The 18,374-nt window shown below is 67.2% G+C and carries 11 protein-coding genes; all 11 read right to left on the minus strand.

What is annotated here, in order from left to right:
* Positions 1–83: 83 nt before the first annotated feature.
* The 11 genes from ADBZ9K_RS08255 to ADBZ9K_RS08305 all read right to left on the minus strand — a co-directional run bounded on the left by ADBZ9K_RS08255 (position 84) and on the right by ADBZ9K_RS08305 (position 18,265).
* A complete protein-coding gene (locus ADBZ9K_RS08255; protein WP_526619595.1) occupies positions 84–719 on the minus strand; it encodes a DUF8010 domain-containing protein in 636 nt (211 codons plus the stop codon).
* Positions 716–1,129 carry an acyl-CoA thioesterase gene (locus ADBZ9K_RS08260; protein WP_526620831.1) on the minus strand — a complete coding sequence of 138 codons (414 nt, stop codon included), beginning with the start codon at positions 1,127–1,129 and terminating at the stop codon, positions 716–718. The genes ADBZ9K_RS08255 and ADBZ9K_RS08260 overlap by 4 nt, the downstream gene beginning before the upstream one ends.
* Positions 1,122–6,002, minus strand: a complete 4,881-nt coding sequence (locus ADBZ9K_RS08265) for an NAD-glutamate dehydrogenase (protein WP_526619596.1) — start codon at positions 6,000–6,002, stop codon at positions 1,122–1,124. Before ADBZ9K_RS08265 ends, ADBZ9K_RS08260 begins: the two co-directional genes overlap by 8 nt.
* A 53-nt stretch (positions 6,003–6,055) precedes the next feature.
* Positions 6,056–7,729, minus strand: coding sequence for an energy-dependent translational throttle protein EttA (gene ettA, locus ADBZ9K_RS08270; RefSeq protein ID WP_526619597.1), 1,674 nt, complete (start codon positions 7,727–7,729; stop codon positions 6,056–6,058).
* A 65-nt stretch (positions 7,730–7,794) separates the two neighbouring features.
* Positions 7,795–8,613, minus strand: a complete 819-nt coding sequence (locus tag ADBZ9K_RS08275) for an EamA family transporter (protein WP_526619598.1) — start codon at positions 8,611–8,613, stop codon at positions 7,795–7,797.
* Positions 8,614–8,701: 88 nt separating this feature from the next.
* Positions 8,702–9,961: an ATP-grasp domain-containing protein gene (locus ADBZ9K_RS08280; protein ID WP_526619599.1), complete on the minus strand. Its 1,260-nt coding sequence runs from the start codon at positions 9,959–9,961 to the stop codon at positions 8,702–8,704.
* A 212-nt stretch (positions 9,962–10,173) separates the two neighbouring features.
* A complete protein-coding gene (locus ADBZ9K_RS08285; protein ID WP_526619600.1) occupies positions 10,174–10,662 on the minus strand; it encodes a single-stranded DNA-binding protein in 489 nt (162 codons plus the stop codon).
* A gap of 120 nt (positions 10,663–10,782) precedes the next feature.
* On the minus strand, positions 10,783–12,789 hold the full coding sequence (locus tag ADBZ9K_RS08290) for a bifunctional copper resistance protein CopD/cytochrome c oxidase assembly protein (protein ID WP_526619601.1): 2,007 nt from the start codon (positions 12,787–12,789) through the stop codon (positions 10,783–10,785).
* 15 nt (positions 12,790–12,804) lie between these two features.
* A complete protein-coding gene (locus ADBZ9K_RS08295) occupies positions 12,805–15,141 on the minus strand; it encodes a glycerol-3-phosphate 1-O-acyltransferase (RefSeq protein WP_526619602.1) in 2,337 nt (778 codons plus the stop codon).
* Positions 15,138–16,781 carry an HAD-IB family hydrolase gene (locus ADBZ9K_RS08300; protein ID WP_526619603.1) on the minus strand — a complete coding sequence of 548 codons (1,644 nt, stop codon included), beginning with the start codon at positions 16,779–16,781 and terminating at the stop codon, positions 15,138–15,140. Before ADBZ9K_RS08300 ends, ADBZ9K_RS08295 begins: the two co-directional genes overlap by 4 nt.
* A complete protein-coding gene (locus ADBZ9K_RS08305; RefSeq protein WP_526619604.1) occupies positions 16,781–18,265 on the minus strand; it encodes a wax ester/triacylglycerol synthase family O-acyltransferase in 1,485 nt (494 codons plus the stop codon). The genes ADBZ9K_RS08300 and ADBZ9K_RS08305 overlap by 1 nt, the downstream gene beginning before the upstream one ends.
* Between the last annotated feature and the right edge of the window lie 109 nt (positions 18,266–18,374).

Genomic DNA, 18,374 nt, shown 5'->3' on the forward strand with positions numbered 1-18,374 from the left:
CCAATCTGTCGCCGACAGTAACCTCACGGAGATCCGGGCCCGGTTTCACCACCGTGGCGTTACTGTCGCGGCGCTGGTGAGATTCACCGCAGCACCAACGCCGGATCGCCGCGCCGGCGGAACACCGACCCGAAGCGGGCGTCGATGCGCAGCCACGCCGGCAGTACCCGCACCCGCACGATCTCCTCGGCGGACGGCGACTCGGGTACGAAACCCATTGCGGTCAAGGCGAACACGCACCGCATCGGCACACCGGTCATCACATCGGCCGAACTGACCTGCAACACATCCTGGTCAAGCAGCGAGGCGGGCGGGCCATGCGGACCGGCCTGATCCCGGGCCAGCTCGGATCCCCGTCGCGCGAGATCGACCAGCACCGCGGCCGGCACGTCGTCCAGGTGCATGAAGCCGGTGTCGGGCGGCAGCACACCACGCCAGGCGGAGTCCATCGGAAAGCCGGTGTCGACCTGCCCGACCGCGTCGGCCTCCCGCAGGCCGCGCGCCAATTGATCGGCGGCACAGGACACGTCGGCCGGACTCACCGCACCGGCCACCACCCGGACCGCCAGCACATCCAGACCGGTACCCACCCAGGCTGCGACCAGGCCGTCGGAGCGCTGCCGCAGCCGCACCACCGCCGCATCGTCGAGGCGCAGGGCCCGTTCGACAAAAGCGCCCAGGTCATTGCGCTGAACCGGATCGACAATGGTCAGGCTCATCGAAGCCAGCGCTGCAGATACTCCCGGTGCCCGGGCGACAGCCGGACCAGTCGTTGTTCCTCGATGTGAACCGCGGCCAGCTGCGTCTCGGCGATCACCGAGGGACGCGATTCGGGGTCGGCGCCGACCGAGCGCACCTCGTAGCCGAGGGTGAAGTCCACGGCCCGCAGCCGCTTGGTCCACATCGTCACCTGCAGCGGTGAATCGGCAAGACGCAGTTGGCCTTTGTAGAGCACCTGAACTTCGTGGATGAGCAAACCGATGGTGGCGATGTCCTCGGCGAACGGCTCGCGCAGGAAGTCCACCCGCGCCTCTTCCAGGATCGTCACCATGGTGGCGTGGTTGATGTGCTGGTACATGTCGATGTCGGACCAGCGCACCTGCACGCCGGTGGTGAAGCCGTTACCCACTTGTTCCTGTTCCACTCGTCCTGGTCATGCTCCGGATCTGGCGCGCGGCCACCGACAGCGTGGCCAGATCGCGTTCGTCGTCGGAGTAGATCTCAGAAAGCGTGCGCCGCGCCCGCTCCACCCGGGATCCGTTGGTGTGCTCCCACTCGGCGATCTTCTCCTCGCCGGTCTCCTCGGGCTCGCCGACCGCCAGCACATCGAAGCACAGCGCCCGCAGCGACCCGTAGATATCGTCACGAATAGCCAACCGCGCCAAGGCATGCCAGCGGTCATCGCGGGGAAGGCCGGACACGGACGTCAGCAGCCCGTCGGTGCCCAGGTGGTCCATCAGCGCGAAGTAGGTGTCGGCAACCTCGGCAGGGTCGCGCTCGACGATATCGGCGATGTCGATCACGTCGAGCAGGCTGTACTGGTAAAGGCCGGTGGCCACCGTGTATGCCAGTTCCGCGGGCGCACCGTGGGCGGCGAACTCGCCGGCTTCCTTGTTGACGATGGCCTTGTCGTCACCGCGCAGCCATTCCGGCATCCGCGGGGTCAGTTCGGCGACTTTGGCTGCGAAACGGTTGATTTCAGCGCCGACCGCCAGCGGCTGCGGACGATAGTTGAGCAGCCAGCGCGAGGCCCGGTCCAGCAGGCGGCGCAGGTCCAGCGTCATCCGGTCGGAGATGTTGACCGGTAGGCCGTTGTGCCGGCTGGCGTCCAGAATCCGCTGCCATACCTCGCTGACACCGAAGATCGCGTCGGTGGCCACGAAGGTACGCACCGCGTCGACGTAGCCCACGCCGACGTCCTCGGTGACCCGGTAGGCGTAGGTGATCCCCCCGGTGTCGACGACGTTGTTGACCACCATGGTGGTGACGATCTCGCGGCGCAGCTGGTGGTTGCGAATCTCACCGCTGAAGTGGTCGCTCAGCTGGCTCGGAAAGTACCGCGGCAGCCGGGCGGCCAAAACCTCCTGATCGGGCAGTTCGCTGGCCAGCACATCCTCTTTCAGGGACAGCTTGACGTGCGCCATCAGGGTCGCCAGTTCCGGTGAGCTCAAGCCGATTCCGACTTCCTGGCGCCGGCGGATCTCCTTGTTCGACGGCAGCGCCTCCAGCCCGCGGTTGAGGCCCCGACGCTCCTCGAGCTCGCGGATCTGGCGGGCATGGACGTTGAGCAGCGCCGCGGCGTTGGCCCGGCTGGTGCCCATCAGGTCGTTCTGGTCGATGTTGTCGGCCAGCACCAGCCGCGACACCTCGTCGGTCATCGAGGCCAGCAGGTCGGTGCGCTCGTCGGCGCTGACCTTGCCCGCCGTCACCAGTGCGTCGACCAGGATCTTGATGTTGACCTCGTGGTCGGAGCAGTCCACGCCGGCGGAGTTGTCCATGGCGTCGGTGTTGACCCGCCCGCCGCACAGGTCGAACTCGATGCGACCCAGCGAGGTCACGCCGAGGTTGCCGCCCTCGCCGATGACCTTGGCCCGCACCTGATTTCCGTTGACCCGAATGGTGTCATTGGCGCGGTCGCCGACGTCGGCGTCGGACTCCGACTCGGCCTTGATGTAGGTGCCGATGCCGCCGTTGAACAGCAGATCGACCGGGGCCTGCAGGATGGCCCGCATCAGCGTGGGCGGAGTCACCTCGTCGGCGGGGTCCTCGATACCCAGTGCCGCGCGCATCTGCGGGCTGATCGGGATCGACTTCTGCTGGCGGCTGAACACCCCGCCGCCGGCGCTGATCAGGCCGGGGTCGTAGTCCTCCCAGCTCGAGCGCGGCAGGTCGAACAGTCGCCGCCGCTCCTGCCAGGATCGCGCCGCATTCGGATCGGGGTCGACGAAGATGTGCCGGTGGTCGAAGGCCGCGATCAACCGGATGTGCTCAGACAGCAGCATGCCGTTGCCGAAGACGTCGCCGCTCATGTCGCCGACGCCGACCACGGTGAAGTCCTCGCTCTGGGTGTCCACCCCCATCTCCCGGAAGTGGCGTTTGACCGCCTCCCAGGCGCCCTTGGCGGTGATTCCCATGGCCTTGTGGTCGTAACCCACCGAACCGCCGGAGGCGAACGCGTCGCCGAGCCAGAAGCCGTAGGAGTTGGCGACGTCGTTGGCGATATCGGAGAACGTCGCGGTGCCCTTGTCGGCGGCCACGACGAGGTAGGCGTCGTCGCCGTCGCGGCGCACCACCCGTGCCGGGGTGATGACCTGCCCGCTGGAGCGGTCGACGTTGTCGGTGACGTCGAGCAGGCCGGCGATGAAGAGCCGGTAGCAGGCGATGCCCTCCAGCCGGAAGGCATCCCGGTCGGTGGCGGGGTCTCCGATCGGGGCGGGCGGGTGCTTGACGACGAACCCGCCCTTGGCGCCGACCGGCACGATCACGGCGTTCTTGACCGCCTGGGCCTTGACCAACCCGAGGATCTCGGTGCGGAAGTCCTCACGGCGATCCGACCAGCGCAGGCCGCCGCGGGCGACATGGCCGAACCGCAGGTGCACACCTTCCACCCGCGGCGAGTAAACGAAGATCTCGAACTTGGGCCTGGGCAGCGGCAGTTCGTCGATGAGCTGCGGGTTGAGCTTGAGCGACAGCACGTTCTGGGCGCGCGCGGAATCCGGGCTCTCGACGAAGAAGTTGGTCCGCAGGGTGGCCTCGATCATGGCGGCGAACGCCCGCAGCACGCGGTCGGTGTCGAGGCTGACCAGCGCGTCGATGTCGGCGGTCACCGCGGCGGCCGCCGCGTGGGCGTCCAAGCCCTTGGCGGCCGACTCCGGGTCGAACATCGCCTCGAAGAGCGCGACCAGGGAACGCGCCGTGCCGGCGTTCCCGTTCAGCACGGACTCGATGTGCGCCTGGCTGTAGGGGAAACCCGCCTGCCGCAGGTACTTTGCGTAGGCCCGCAGCACCCCCACCTGCTGCCAGGTCAGCCCGGCGCGCAGCACCAACTCGTTGAACCGGTCGATCTCGGCGCGTCCCTGCCAGATCGCGGTGACGGCGTCGGCGAACCGTTGCGCGGTGTCTTCCCACTCGTCGGTTGAGGCGGTGTCGGGGATCGAGGCGTCGGGCCGGATCTTGAATTGGTAGATCCAGACTTTCAACCCGTCCGGGCGCACGACGGTGAACGGGCGCTCCTCGAGCACCAGCACGCCCATGCACTGCAGCATCGGCAGCAGGTGACTCAACGTTGCGGTCGACCCACCCAGATACCAGGTGAGGAAGGCGTCCCGGCCCTCGTCGCCGTCCTCGAACTGCAGTTTGACCGAATTCTCCTGCAGCGCTTCGATGAATCCGATATCGGTGATGGCCTCGGCCGGGCTGACGACCTGCTTGAACTCCTCGGGCAGCGCCTCGGCGTAGTGCTCGGCGATCAGCTGGTCGATCGTTCCGGTCTGCGCCGCACCGATCAGCCGGTCACCCCAGGTGCGCAATGCCTCGGTGAGTAGTCCCTGGATGCGGCCGCGGTTGGTCGCGTCGTCATCGATGGACTGACGGGTGGAGCTGTCCGGCAATCGAACAGTGAAATGCACGACGGCCCAGAGCGATTCACTGACTCGGGCGGTGTAGTCGATGCTCAGCCCGCCGAATTCGCGCACCAGGATGTCCTGCATGGCCAGTCGCACCGCGGTGGTGTACCGGTCGCGGGGCAGGTAGACCAGGCAGGACACGAAGTGGCCGAGCTGGCCGGCGCGCAGGAACAGCAGGGCGCGCCGCCGCGAGCCGAGGTCGACGACGGCGGTCGCCATGTCCAGCAGCCGCTCGGCGGTCAGCGAGAACAACTCCGAGCGCGGGATCGTCTGGATGATGTCGAGCATCAGCTGGCCCGGATGACTGGGGTCGTTCTGCGACAGTGTCAGTACTTCGCGGACCCGCCGCGAGATCAGCGGAATGTCGAGGACGTTGGCTCCGGTGGCGGCCACCGTGAACAACCCGACGAAGCGGTGTTCGACCACCTGCCCGCCGGTGCCCTGCTCGCGGATCACCACGATGTACGGGTACGCCCCGTAGCGCAGGAAGCTGGGCATGGTGGCCTGTGCGAGCACCAGCAACTCACCCTGGCTGGTGAGCGGCGGCAGTACTTCGGTGCGCAGTCGTGCCACACCGAGGCGGCTGGACTCCTCGACGGTGGCGATGCCGTCGCTGACCGTGCACCGCTGGCAGCCCAGCAGCACGAAGTTGCCCTCGGACAGCCAGCGCAGCAGATCGGCGACATCGCTGCGGTCGCGACCCGGGAATCGCGTTCCCGGATCGGTGTCGAGCCCACTGGCCAGGTCGCACAGCGCGGCGTTCAGTGCGGTCGAATCCTGGGCGACCTGGCGCGCGTCGGCGACCACCATCGGCAGCATCCGCTGCGCCTCGGCCAACGCCTTGCGGTTGACCGACGGCGACAGCTGGATGTGGATCCACGACTCCTCGATGGCGTCGCCCGCCGGCCCGTCGGACAGCGGCCGCACGTCGAGCAGTTCACCGGCCGGGTTGCGGCGCACCTGGAACACCGGGTTCATCAGAGCGACGTATGCCACCCCGAGGCGGTGCATCAGCACCGTGACCGAGTCCAGCAGCAGCGTGGCCTGGTCAGTGACGATCTGCAGGGCCGGGCCGAACCCGGCGGGGTCGTCGGCGCCGTAGGCGGCGACGAGGGTCTCACCGGCCGGCCGGCCGTGCGCCAGGCGCTCGTGCGCGGCGATCAGGGCCGGCGGGACGACGCGCTGTGCGGCAGCGGCGACCAGCGGCCCGGTGTCGGCGGCATCGGCGTCGGTCCCGGGCGCACCGCCGTGCGGGCCACGGTAGGTGGCCGCGTAGACCTCGCCCAACGATGCCGTCAGCTCATCGACGGCATCTCGGCTGAGATGGCTCCACTCGACCGGTAAGTCGAGGCTGGTAGTTCTGGGGTCAACAGTCATACCTGCCACTCCTGATCAGCTCGCGAACCCGCGCTGGTCCGCAGCCGACCACATTAGTCGCGTGTGAGCCTGCGGTGGGTGACCCGGTGCGGACGTGCCGCCTCAGCTCCCAATCGCTCGAGCTTGTTCTCCTCGTAAGCCCCGAAGTTGCCCTCGAACCAGAACCACTTCGCCTCGTTGTTGGCGTCACCCTCCCAGGCCAGGATGTGGGTGCAGGTGCGGTCCAGGAACCACCGGTCGTGGGAGATCACCACCGCACAGCCGGGGAAGTTCTCCAGCGCGTTCTCCAGCGACGACAGCGTCTCGACGTCCAGGTCGTTGGTGGGTTCGTCGAGCAGGATCAGGTTGCCGCCCTCTTTGAGGGTCAGCGCCAGGTTGAGCCGGTTGCGCTCACCTCCGGAGAGCACGCCGGCCGGCTTCTGCTGATCGGGGCCCTTGAATCCGAATGCCGAGACGTAGGCCCGCGACGGAATCTCGTTCTGGCCGACCTCGATGTAGTCCAGCCCGTCGGAGACCACCTGCCAGACGTTCTTGTTCGGGTCGATGCCGCCCCGGTTCTGGTCGACGTAGCTCAGCTTGACCGTCTCGCCGACCCGAACGGTGCCGCTGTCGGGCTGCTCGAGTCCGACGATCGTCTTGAACAGCGTGGTCTTGCCCACGCCGTTGGGCCCGATGACGCCGACGATGCCGTTGCGGGGCAAGGTGAACGAGAGGTCCTTGATCAGGACGCGGCCGTCGAAACCCTTGTCCAGGTGGTCGACCTCGACGACCAGGTTGCCCAGCCGCGGCGGGGCCGGGATCTGGATCTCCTCGAAGTCGAGTTTGCGGGTCTTCTCGGCCTCGGCGGCCATCTCCTCGTAGCGCCCCAGCCGGGCCTTGTTCTTGGCCTGGCGGGCCTTGGCGCCCGAACGCACCCAGGCCAGTTCCTCCTTGAGCCGCTTCTGCAGCTTCTGGTCCTTCTTGCCCTGCACCTCGAGGCGTTCGGCCTTCTTCTCCAGATAGGTCGAGTAGTTGCCCTCGTACGGGTAGGCCCGGCCGCGGTCGAGTTCGAGGATCCACTCCGCGACGTTGTCGAGGAAGTAGCGGTCGTGGGTGACCGCCAGGATCGCGCCGTGATAGGCCGCCAGGTGCTGTTCGAGCCACAGCACGCTCTCGGCGTCGAGGTGGTTGGTCGGCTCATCGAGCAGCAGCAGGTCGGGCTTGCTCAGCAGCAGCTTGCACAGCGCCACCCGGCGCTTCTCGCCGCCGGACAGGTGGGTGACCGGCTCGTCGGGCGGTGGGCAGCGCAGCGCGTCCATCGCCTGTTCGAGCTGCGAGTCGATGTCCCAGGCGTCGGCGGCGTCGAGCTCCTCCTGGAGCTTGCCCATCTCATCCATCAGCTCGTCGGTGTAGTCGGTGGCCATCAGCTCGGCGACCTCGTTGTACCGGTTGAGCTTGGCCTTGATCGCGACACCGTCTTCGACGTTTTCACGGACCGTCTTGGACTCGTCGAGCTTGGGTTCCTGCATGAGGATGCCCACGGAGGCACCGGTGGCCAGGAATGCGTCGCCGTTGTTGGGCTGGTCGAGGCCGGCCATGATCCGCAGGACGCTGGACTTGCCGGCCCCGTTCGGGCCCACGACGCCGATCTTGGCCCCGGGCAGGAAGCTCAGCGTGACGTCGTCGAGGATGACCTTGTCGCCGTGCGCCTTGCGGACCTTCCGCATGGTGTAGATGAATTCCGCCATTGCCGCGGTGTCGCCTTCCGTCTTTTGCGTTTGTTGCTCGCGACCATCCTAGGCGCCGGCCGGGGTCAGTTTTCTCGGGGCAACGCGCCCTCGACCGCCACGGCCCGACGAGCTCGACGCTGGTCGTAGATCGCGAAACCGATGGTGATCGCCGGCATCAGCAAGGCGGGCACAACGCCGATGTCCGTCATCTCACGGAACCAGATGAATTCCAGCACAACCACCACCAGCGGGGTGAAGCCGAGCAGAACACCGGTCCGGTTGGGACCGAGTTTCTCGATCGCTTTCTGCAGGAAGAATATCGGCAGGATCATCGAGACCAGGCCCAGACCGCCGGTGTACAGCGCGCTGCGCACCGTAACCAGCTCGTATTGATGGCCGACGAGGACGAACACCAGCGAAATCAACCACAGCAACCAGAATCGGACGGCCAATATCTGGGGCGAACTGAACCCGTAGGTGAGCATGTCCGCCGAGAACCGCAGGGCGGCATACCCGACCAGCCCGACAACCAGAGTTGACGATACGAACGCTGCGTACGTCCACCCCGAGTAGACGCGAAGATAGAGCAGGTAGTAGAGCGCCAACGTCAGGCCGACAAGCACGGTGTTGACCAATGTTGATGTCTGCCGTGCCGCGATGTAGCGCGATATGAGACCGCACAGACCCGACAGTCCCATCACCGCGATGAGCAGCGACGACGGCGTGAAGTAGATGGGTATCAGGAACGTACCTATCCACACCACCAGCAGCGCAATGTTGAGCCGCAGGTAGGCGAGTTTGTGGTCGCTGATCAGCCGGCGGTACACGCCGACGATGCCGCGTGCGTTGACCAGATGGAGCAGGACGATCGCGTAGCTGGTGGTCAGGAACACCATCAGCATGTCGGGCAGTTGGAGCCCAACGACGCGAATCAGGACAACGGACGCGGCCGTTGTGAGGATGTAGAGAACGAGATTCAGAATGTGCGTCTCACCAGCCCGCGAGATCGTGGGCCAGAATCGCGTCGGACTCCTCGACCATTTGGGCCGGGTCATCGGATCGACACGCTGCCAACGCCACCAGCTCGAACACCGAGCGGGGCATCTGGGAGTGAACCTGGCCCGTCGGTGCAATCTGCTTGAACGTCTCGACGGTGCGGTAGCGCTTGAAGACTTCGGCAAGGTCCGGCAGCGGATCCTGGGAGAAGTGGAACAAGAACAACATTCGCCCGTGCCGGGTCTCGGGTGCGACGTATTTCGCGTCGCGGAGGTGTTCGAACAGGACGGCGTTGAGCAGTTCTGGTTGAGAGAGCCGCCCCTCGTACGGGACAAGTCGGTTGGCGAATCCCTGGGCGCCGCTGGCCCGTGGGTTGACTTCGATCAGCACGGGCTCACCGTCGGCACGGACGAACACCTCGGTGTGGGCAAACCCGTTCTGCACGCCGACGCTGGTCAAGACATCGCACACATAGTCGCCTACCCTGCTTGCCAATTCGCGATCAGTCTCCAGCTCCGCGTACCGGTAGATGGGGCTGCCGTCGACCATGACCTTCCGATAGTGCTGGACCGAGGCGATGTAGTGCGTGCCCAGGTGGGAGAAGGTGTCCACGAAGCACTCGGTGCCCTCCACGAACTCGCACAGCAGAAACGTCAGCGCACTTTCATCGGGCGTGGCGGTCCCAATTTTGCCGAGCAGATCGACGATGTCGATGGTGTCGAAGTAGGAGACGAAATCCGCATGGCTGGTGAGTTTCGCGACTCCTTTGGACCCCATCCCGCGCGCGGGCTTGATGAAGCACGGCCAGCGCACATCAGCGATGTCGGCCCCGTCGAGGTCGACCCCGTCCGGACCGAGTCGCTGCTGGCGGATGTGGGCCAGACCCCGACTCGCGACGGCCTGATGCATCAGGAGTTTGTCCATCCGCAGCGCTGACGTCGCGGGGTCATTGCCCAGACCAGGCGTCAGATGGTGGGCGACCTGGTCGGTGACGTCGACCGAACCTTCGTCTCCGTTGAGCACGTAGTCGACGCCGCGTTCACCGACGGCGGCAAGAATGTCCTCGACCCTTCGTGAACCGACAAGAATCTGCTCGTCGAAGTAATCGGGGTGGGGCCGCAGGTAAGGCGCGAGTGCGCTCACATCGGCGGCGGTATAGAGCGCGGTGGTGTGAACCCCGAGCCGTCTGAAGGTGTCCGAGAGATACTTCGCGCTCGGAAACGGATCGATGAGCAAGATCGACCTTTGGCTCACCGGCCACCCCTTCCCTCCCGACATATTTCCGGGGGCCTCACGCTACTGATCGATGGTTCGGACAGCGGACGTTGAGATAACCACCAGGAGAATCTCAGGTGGCGTGACTTTATCGAGCCGCGGGTCCGCCTGCATGCCGGAGCGCCCGCGCCGACGTGCGCACCACCCGGCGAGGTGGCCGCGCCGCAGCGACGCGGCCACCCGCGCTCAGGTCAGGCAGACAACGTCAGTTCGTCCGCGTCGAGATCCTCGGGGTCGCCGGCCTCACCGTTGTCGGCAACCGACGGCAGCGCCGCCGGCACTGCGGCCACGTCGTCGGGGTCACGGCTGGGCTCGACCGGCTTGGGTTGGGGCTGCTCGATGCGCACGATGGCCCGCGACACATCGGGGCCCACGGCGGTGGCACGCATCTCCAGCGACGACCGGCGGACCCCCTCGCGGTCCTCGTACTCACTGGTGAAGACATCGCCCACCACGATGACCGGGGCGCCCTTGTAGAGCCCGGCGCCGACGCCGGTGACGAGCTTGCCCCAGCAGTTGACCGTGATGAACAACGAGTTGCCCGGCTCCCAGGTGCCTTCCCCGTTGCGGCGCCGGGAGTTACTGGCCACCCGGAAGCTGATCAGCTCTTGATTGTTGACGATCCTGCGGCGCAGGTCGGTGACGATGCGGCCGACGACGGTCAGATGGGTTTCGAACATGACTGAGGGTTCCTTTCCATTCACTGCGATCTGTGCCCCCAGTCAGCCCCGGACCCCCGACAGCCGAGCCCGAATCGGCCCTGGCCGTAGGCCGGCTGTGGATGGAAGACGAACTGTGGATCAGTGGTTTGTGCCGCCGCCGTCGCGGCGGGCCAGCTCGGCCAGCATCGCGTTATAGGCGGCCATCTCCGCGCCGTCGTCACGGTCGGCGGCGCGGTCGACCCGGGTGGCGGTGCGCCGGTCACTGCGGCTCCACTGGATCAGCAGCGCGATCATCACCACCACGAGCGGGACTTCACCTGCAGCCCAAGCAATTCCGCCGCCGAGATGCTGGTCGCCGAGTAGGTCGGTATGCCAGCTCAGTCGCAGCGAGCGGTAGAAGCTCTCCCCCAGCACCTGCGGCGTGCCCATCAGGACCACACCGAAGAACGCATGCAGGGGCAGCGAGGCGAACACCATCCCGATCTTGGCCACCGGCGGCAACGGCCGCGGCGTGGGATCCACCCCGATGACCACCCAATAGAACAGGTAGCCACTCATCAGGAAGTGCAGATTCATCAGCACGTGCGCCCCGTGGTTGCTTACCGCGGCGTCGAAGATGCCCCCGAAGTACAGGCCGTAAAACCCGGCGACGAACATCACGGTGGCCACGACCGGGTGGGTGAAGAAGCGTGACCACCTGCTGTGCAACGCGTCCAGGAGCCACTCCCGCGGGCCGGGCGGGTTGCCCTTGCCGGCGGTGGGCAGCGCCCGCAGTGCCAACGTGACCGGTGCCCCGAGCACCAGCAGGATGGGCACCAGCATCGACAGCAGCATGTGGCCGATCATGTGCATGCTGAACATGGCCGGCATATAGCGGCCCAACCCCGATGACGTGGTGAACAGCAACACCGCGCAACCCAGCAGCCAGGCCGAAGTCCGCCCCGCCGACCACTGGTCACCGCGCCGGCGCAGCCGGATCACGGCGGCCACATACACCGCGGCGACGATGATGGCGGCCGTGCCATAGATCAGGTCGAAGCGCCAGTCCAACAGGATCCGGGCCACGGTGGGCGGCCCGGCGAAGTCGTAGCCGATCGCGACTTCCGGAATCGACGGATTGGTGTTCACCGGCGCGGGCGGCGGGGTGCGCCCCAGGCCCACGGCCACGCCGAACGTCAGGCCAAATACCAGCGCCTCGATCAACGCCAGGCGGGCCAGCGGACCGCGGGCCTGCGGGTCGGCCTGCAGCGCGGCCAGCGGTCCACGGCGCTGCCGCCAGCCGATGACCCCCAGCGTGCACAACGCGACGACCTTGGCCACGACCAGCCAGCCATACTCGGTGGTGAACAGGTCCCCGAATCGCATGCGGATGGACGCGTTGAGCACCCCGGACACCGCCATCGCGAGGAAGCACCACACCGCCACGGCGGAGAACCGGCGCGCAGCCAGGTCGGCATGCTCGCCTCCGCGAATGGCGTGCGCCAGCAGCGCCAGCAACCCGCCGGCCCAGATCGCCCCGGCCAACAGGTGGATCATCAGGCTGTTGGTGCCCACGTCGTGGGCGCCGCCCGCCGACGAGTGCCCGGTCAGTCCGAGCGGCACCAACGTGAGCAGGGAACCGGCCAGCAGGAACGGCGTCCACGACCAGCGCAGCACCGCCCGTCCGGCGAGCGCGACGACCAGCGCCAGAATCGCCGTCCACCGCCACGCGCTGGCCGTGTCGACCAGGCTGGCCACCGACCACAGCGCAACCGGGTCAAGATGATCGCGCAGCGGCTGACCCGATACGTCCGAGACGGTCAGCGGCACCAGCAGGGCCGCGCACACCGCCCACGTCGCCGACGCCGCGACACCCAACCGCAGTGCCCGGTAGCCGGCGGCGTCGAGCACCCCGCTGTCCTGGGGAGGCACGAAGAACGTCGCGAACAGGAACGCACCCACGGCCAGCACCGCCGCGATCTCACCGGCGGCCCGCACGAACGGCAGGCCCAGCGTGGTGACCGGGCCGGGGTCGGGCAGTCCGGTGGCGGTCAGTGCGTCGGCCAACGACAGGGCACCGATGCCGGCGGCGGTGATGCCGGCCATCACCGCGACCATCCACAGCACGGGCCACACCGCGGTGCTGCGGGCGGCGGGCGCGGTCATGGCCTCAGCGTATGGTCAGTCGTCCTGCTCGCGTAACTTCAGCTCGCGCGCATAGAACTGCTCGGCGGACAGCGCGCTGATGCGATCCATGTCTTTCAGGATGCTGCGCAGCTCGTTCAGGAAGGCCCGCCGCCGGCTCTTGAGGCCGGGTCCCGGCTCCAGTAGATGCTGGTCGGAGGCCACCTGACGAGCGGTGGCGAAGAGCAGCGCCGACACCGATTCGTTGCTGCGGACCCGGCCTTGGGCCGCGTACTGCGCACCGACGCCCAGGGCCAGGTTGGTCAGTTCCTTCTCGCTGATGTCGGTGGGTGCGTCGCACAACACGTCGGCGACGATCTCGTAGGCCTCGAAGAACGGCCGCAGCATGGCGTGGGCCATCAGCGGCTGCTTGCCGCGCAGTAGGTTGTCGACCGCGTCACCACCGGCGGCGACCTGAATCTCCCAATCCTGCTGCCACGACATCTCTTCGGCGAGATGCTCGCGGAAGGCGGTGGAGTCGGCGAAGTAGAAGTCGAACTTCAGCAGATCGCGCAACCGCATCGCCTGATCCCAGAACACCGCGATCCGATCGCCGTCGGGTGCTCGCCCGGCGTGGGCCAGCGCCAGTTCGGCGATCGCCGTCTCCAGGAACGCGTGGATGAGGGTGTTGCGGTAGAACGCTGCTTCGTGTTCGTGCTCAGGCGCGATCCGCCACACCGGCTCGTGACCACCGTCTACCCGGGTGACCGGATGTCCGTTGGACAGCGCGTCGACGGCGGCGCGCACCCCTTCGGGCGTGCGCAGCCGCAGCGCGCTGTTGGTCATCGGATTTTGCTTGCGCTCAAGGTAATCCAACGAATCCTGCATCGTGTGGTGCAGCTGGCTCAGGGTCAGCGCACGCCCCCGGGTGGTCAGCAGCAGCGCGGACACCAGTCCGGTGGCGTTGATCGGCGTCACCCGCAGGATGCGCCAGGCCACCTCGAACGCCATCTTCTGCATGGCCAGTCGCTTGGCGGCCGGATCCGAGGCGATCGGGCCACCCGGCTCGCCGAGGTACTGGCGCATCGACACCGCATCGGGGAAGCGGACGTAGATCTTGCCGTAGTTGCGCTCCCCCTGCGCCTTGATGAACTTGTAGAGCCACTCCGCGCCCTCGGGGGTCTTCTCGCCGCCGCGGGCGTAGGCCGCGTACTCGGTCGTCTCGTGGAGCTGATCGAAGCTGATCGACACCGGCTGCAACAGGATGTCGTCGCTGCGTCCGTCGAGGTAGGCATCGGCGACGTAGGCGAGCAGACCGAGCTTGGGCGGCAACATCTTTCCGGTACGCGACCGGGTGCCTTCGATGGACCAGCTGAGGTTGAAGCGCTTCTCTACGATGAACCCCACGAACTGGCGCAGCACGTACTTGTACAGCGGGTCGTCAAGCTTGCGGCGCAGGAAGATGACACCCGACCGGCGCATGAGCGGGCCCATGAAGCCGAACGACAGATTGATGCCGGCGAAGGTATGCGCCGGAGGCAGTTTGTTCTCCTGCATCGCCACCGGGACGATGACGCCGTCGAGGTAGGACCGATGCGACCACAGCAACACCGCCGGGTGATCTTCCAGCGCGCGGCGCATGGACTCGATTTCCATGGCGTCGTAGTCGATCCGGGGATCGAAACCCCGGCTGAAGATGGCCCGGCCAAGATTGGGGATCAGGTCGACGGAGAACCTGCTCCACCCGGTGGCCAGTTCGTTGAGCATCTCCTCGGCCTTGACGGCGTCGGCGCCGGGGATCTTCTCCATGCCCTCCCGGAAGCGCGTGGAGGACATCAGTTCGTCGGTGATCAGCCGCGGCGACTTGTATTCGGGCCCGAGCAGCCGCAATTCCATCCGCTCGATGGCCAATGTCGCGCGGCGCAACACGAACCGGGCGAAGTCACGGGGACTGCCGCCGACGGTCTTCTCCTGCCACTGCTGACGCAGCTCGGATACCTTGGCCGGCTCGCCGGCGACGATGCGCGCTCGCGACGGGTCCTTACGAAGGATGCTGCGCTGCAAGATCTCTGGCGGACGGTAGGTGTCGCGACCGGACACCAGGCCGACGATCTTGACTCGGGTGGGCAGCCCGCCGGGCACCCAGAACACTCGGACCGGAACGACCAGCCGGTCATCACCGATGCCGAGCTCGTCGACGAGCTGGGCCACCGCGCCGGGTGGCGGGTCCCCCGCGGGCAGCTGCAGCAACTCGACCTTGGTATCGGGGTGGGCGCGACGCTGGGCGTGCATCCAGTCGTTGAGCAGTTCGAACTCGGCCTTTGACGACACCGATGCCAGCACCAGCGCGTCGTCGGTGGTGCTGAAGTCGGTCAGGTGGTCGGTGTGGGTCATGCACGGCCCTCGACGTTCGGCGCCTTCTTGGCGGGCGACTTCTTCGCAGGCGTCTTCTTGGCGGGTGCCTTCTTAGCCGCCGCCTTCTTGGCGGGTGCCTTCTTGGCGGCGGGCGTCTTCTTGGCGGGTGCCTTCTTCGCGGCCGGCGCCTTCTTCGCCGTGGCGTTCCGGTAGATCTCCGGCACCGGCACCTTGCCTGTCGGCCAGTCCTTCAACGTGTCCAGATACAGCTGGCGCACCTCGGCGATGCGGTCCGACAGGCTGTCCAGCGTCCAGTCCGCGACCGAAAGGGGCGGGTAGACAACGATGTCCACCTCTCCTGGGTTCAGGGTCGACGAATCCCGGGAGGCGATCACCTCGGCGTTGCGAATCACGATCGGCACCAGCGGAACGCCGGCGGCCATCGCCAACCTGAATGGTCCCTTCTTGAACGGGCCGACGGTACGGGTATCCAGCCGGGTGCCCTCCGGGGCGATCATGATCGAGAGTCCCTTGGCCACCAGATCCTCGACCTCGTGCATGGTTTCGACCGCGGCCTTGGGGTCGTCGCGGTCGATGAACACGGTGTCGGTCAGCTTGCCCAGGGTGCCGACAACGGGATCGTCTTTGAGTTCCTTCTTCCCGACCCCGGTCCAGTTGTCCCGCAACAGCGACGCCACGATGACCGGGTCGGCGTTGTTGCGGTGGTTGAAGATGAACACCGCGGGCCGCTGCTTGCGGAGGTTCTCCGCGCCGAGCACGTTGAGCCGCACACCGTTGATGGCAAGCAACAGGTTAGGGAACGCGGTGGTGAAGAAGTTCAGGCCGCGCCGCCGACTGCGGGTCAGCGCACCCCACCAGATGGCGCCGGTCGCGGCGGGCACCAGCGCGCCGACACCGAGCAAGGTGCGCACCTGACCCACCAGTCCCCCGCTGCCGCGGCTGGTGAACTGCAGGATCGGCCAGCCTCGCCGGCGCGCCACCGAGGCCATCTTGCCCTCGGGGTTGGTCGGGCGCGGGTTGCCCACCAAGTACATCAACGCGACATCCTCGTCGCCGTCGGCGTAGAAGTAGGAGTTCTTGAGGTCGATGTCGTTCTCGGCGGCGAACTTCTGCACGGCGTTGGCCTTACCGGGCCCCCACAGGATGGGGCGGACCACCTCGCCGGTCAGCACGTCGTTCTCGTCGACCTCGAAGCGGTTGGTCAGCGTGCTCTGGATGCCCAGGAAGCGGGCGACCGGTTCGACCTGGATGGTCAGCGCCGAGGAACTCAGTACCACGGTGTGCCCGCGCTCGAGGTGGGCCGCCACCAGCTCGCGCATCTCGGGGTAGATCCGCTTCTCGATCTTCTGGACGAACAGCCGCTCGCCGATCTCCTGCAGGTCGGACATCGCGCGGCCGCGCAGGGCCTGCGACGCCTTGGTGATCAGCTCCTCGAACTCGAGCCGGCCGAGCTGGTGGTTGAGTCCGGCGGCGATCATCGTGATCAGCTCGCCAATCCCCATGTCGCGGCTGCGAAACCGCTCACGGGTGAGGATGACGGCGGTGAATCCGGCCACCAGGGTGCCGTCGAGGTCGAAGAACGCGCCGATCTTCTCACCCGGCGGGCTCGCCAGTACTTCGGCGACCGATCCGGGCAGGCGCATCTGCGTGTCGCTCATCAGTAGGCCACCGATCCGTTCGGGGTGTGGGGGGCGGATTCGTCGACGGGGTCGGGAAAGGACGCCGGCACCACGCGCGGCGGCGGGTCGCCGGCCAGCGCCAGTACCTCGTCGAAACCGCCGCGCAGGCATTCCGCGAACAGGTCCTCATGCATGATCGAGGCCCGGTCGTAGCGTGCGGTGACCGTCGCAAAGCCGCCGCGCGACACCAGAACGACCATCATCGCCACACCCGGCAGCGGGCCAAGGCCATACTGCCGCAACACCTTTGCGCCCGCGATGTAGGTATCTCCGGCATAGACGGGAACATTGCTGGCCTGCACGTCTGAGGCGATCACCGAACCGCTCATCGCCTCGAGAACGGCGTCGGGCAGCAGCCCGAGCACCGGTGCGACGGCGCCCATCAGGTCGATGGCCGCCTCTTCGCGCCGGGAGGTCATCTGCTTGCGGATCTTCTGAATGCGCAGCGCGGGATCGGCGACCGCGATCGGTGCGGCGAGGTTGACCCCGGCGAATCGGTTGCCGCCGGCGGGATCCGCCTCGGCCCGCAGGCTCACCGGCACCGCCATGGGCAGGCTGTTGACCGGCACACCGAGCGCCTCGTGGTAGCGGCGCAGCGCCCCGCACAGGCCGGCCAGGTAGGCGTCGTTGATGGATCCGCCGGCCGCGTGGGCGGCCGATCGCAGATCGGCCAGCCGCATTTCGATGGCCTCGCTGCGGGAGGACAGGCTGCGCCGCCGCAGCAGGGGCGACGGCTCGGCCGCGCGGCCCATCACCCGTCGACCGGACCGGGCGTAGTCGACGGCGTCCCAGACCGCAGTGCCCGGGTTGCGCACAACGCGCCCGACCACCGAGAGGCCGCCGGAGACGGCACCGAGCAGGCCACCGACGATGGCGCCGGGCAGCTGGTTGATCCCTTCGCGCATCAGGTCGTTGGGCGTGAGGTCCTGTGGCACCGGCATGGGCGGTGCGGGCCGCGGCGCGGGTTCGCGTTCCAGATCGTAGATTTCGGCGAACATCGCGGTCGCGCCGACACCGTCGGTGACGGCGTGGCTGAGATGCAGCAGGGTCGCGGCCTTGCCGCCTTCGAGTCCTTCGACGAGGGTGGCCGTCCACAACGGCCGGGAGATGTCCAGTGGTGACTGCAGGCTCACCTCGGCCAGATCGAGTACCTCGCGCAGGGTGCCCGGTTCGGGGACGCGGACGCGGCGGACGTGGAAGTCGAGGTTGAAGTCGGGGTCGACCACCCAGCGCGGGGCTGCCGTCGGCAGGGTCGGCACCACGACCCGCTGACGCAGGCGCAGCACCTTGCGCGAGGCGTTGTCGAAGCAGGCCCGGAACCGGCTCCAGTCCGGGGTCGTGTCGAGGATCTCCAACGCCATGATGCCCGACCGGGTTCGCGGGTTGGCCTCCCCGCGATGCAGGAGCGTGTCGAGTGCACCGAGTTCGGTCGGCAACCCGTTCGCATCGACAGGGCCGCTCATCGATCCCTCCTCATCGACACCGACTCCCCTCCTGTTCGCGGATCCATCAACGCCAGGACCACGCTAGTCGGCACGGGCCGGTGGCGGTGGGTGATTGTGCGTGCGCAGC

The organism is Mycobacterium sp. (assembly GCF_965229265.1).
Taxonomy (GTDB): Bacteria; Actinomycetota; Actinomycetes; order Mycobacteriales; family Mycobacteriaceae; genus Mycobacterium.

Coding starts and splice junctions, on each gene's coding strand:
- ADBZ9K_RS08255 (WP_526619595.1), bottom strand. CDS start 719: ATGAGCCTGACCATTGTCGATCCGGTTCAGCGCAATGACCTGGGCGCT.
- ADBZ9K_RS08265 (WP_526619596.1), bottom strand. CDS start 6,002: ATGACTGTTGACCCCAGAACTACCAGCCTCGACTTACCGGTCGAGTGG.
- ettA (WP_526619597.1), bottom strand. CDS start 7,729: ATGGCGGAATTCATCTACACCATGCGGAAGGTCCGCAAGGCGCACGGC.
- ADBZ9K_RS08275 (WP_526619598.1), bottom strand. CDS start 8,613: ATGCTGATGGTGTTCCTGACCACCAGCTACGCGATCGTCCTGCTCCAT.
- ADBZ9K_RS08285 (WP_526619600.1), bottom strand. CDS start 10,662: ATGTTCGAAACCCATCTGACCGTCGTCGGCCGCATCGTCACCGACCTG.
- ADBZ9K_RS08290 (WP_526619601.1), bottom strand. CDS start 12,789: ATGACCGCGCCCGCCGCCCGCAGCACCGCGGTGTGGCCCGTGCTGTGG.
- ADBZ9K_RS08295 (WP_526619602.1), bottom strand. CDS start 15,141: ATGACCCACACCGACCACCTGACCGACTTCAGCACCACCGACGACGCG.
- ADBZ9K_RS08300 (WP_526619603.1), bottom strand. CDS start 16,781: ATGAGCGACACGCAGATGCGCCTGCCCGGATCGGTCGCCGAAGTACTG.
- ADBZ9K_RS08305 (WP_526619604.1), bottom strand. CDS start 18,265: ATGAGCGGCCCTGTCGATGCGAACGGGTTGCCGACCGAACTCGGTGCA.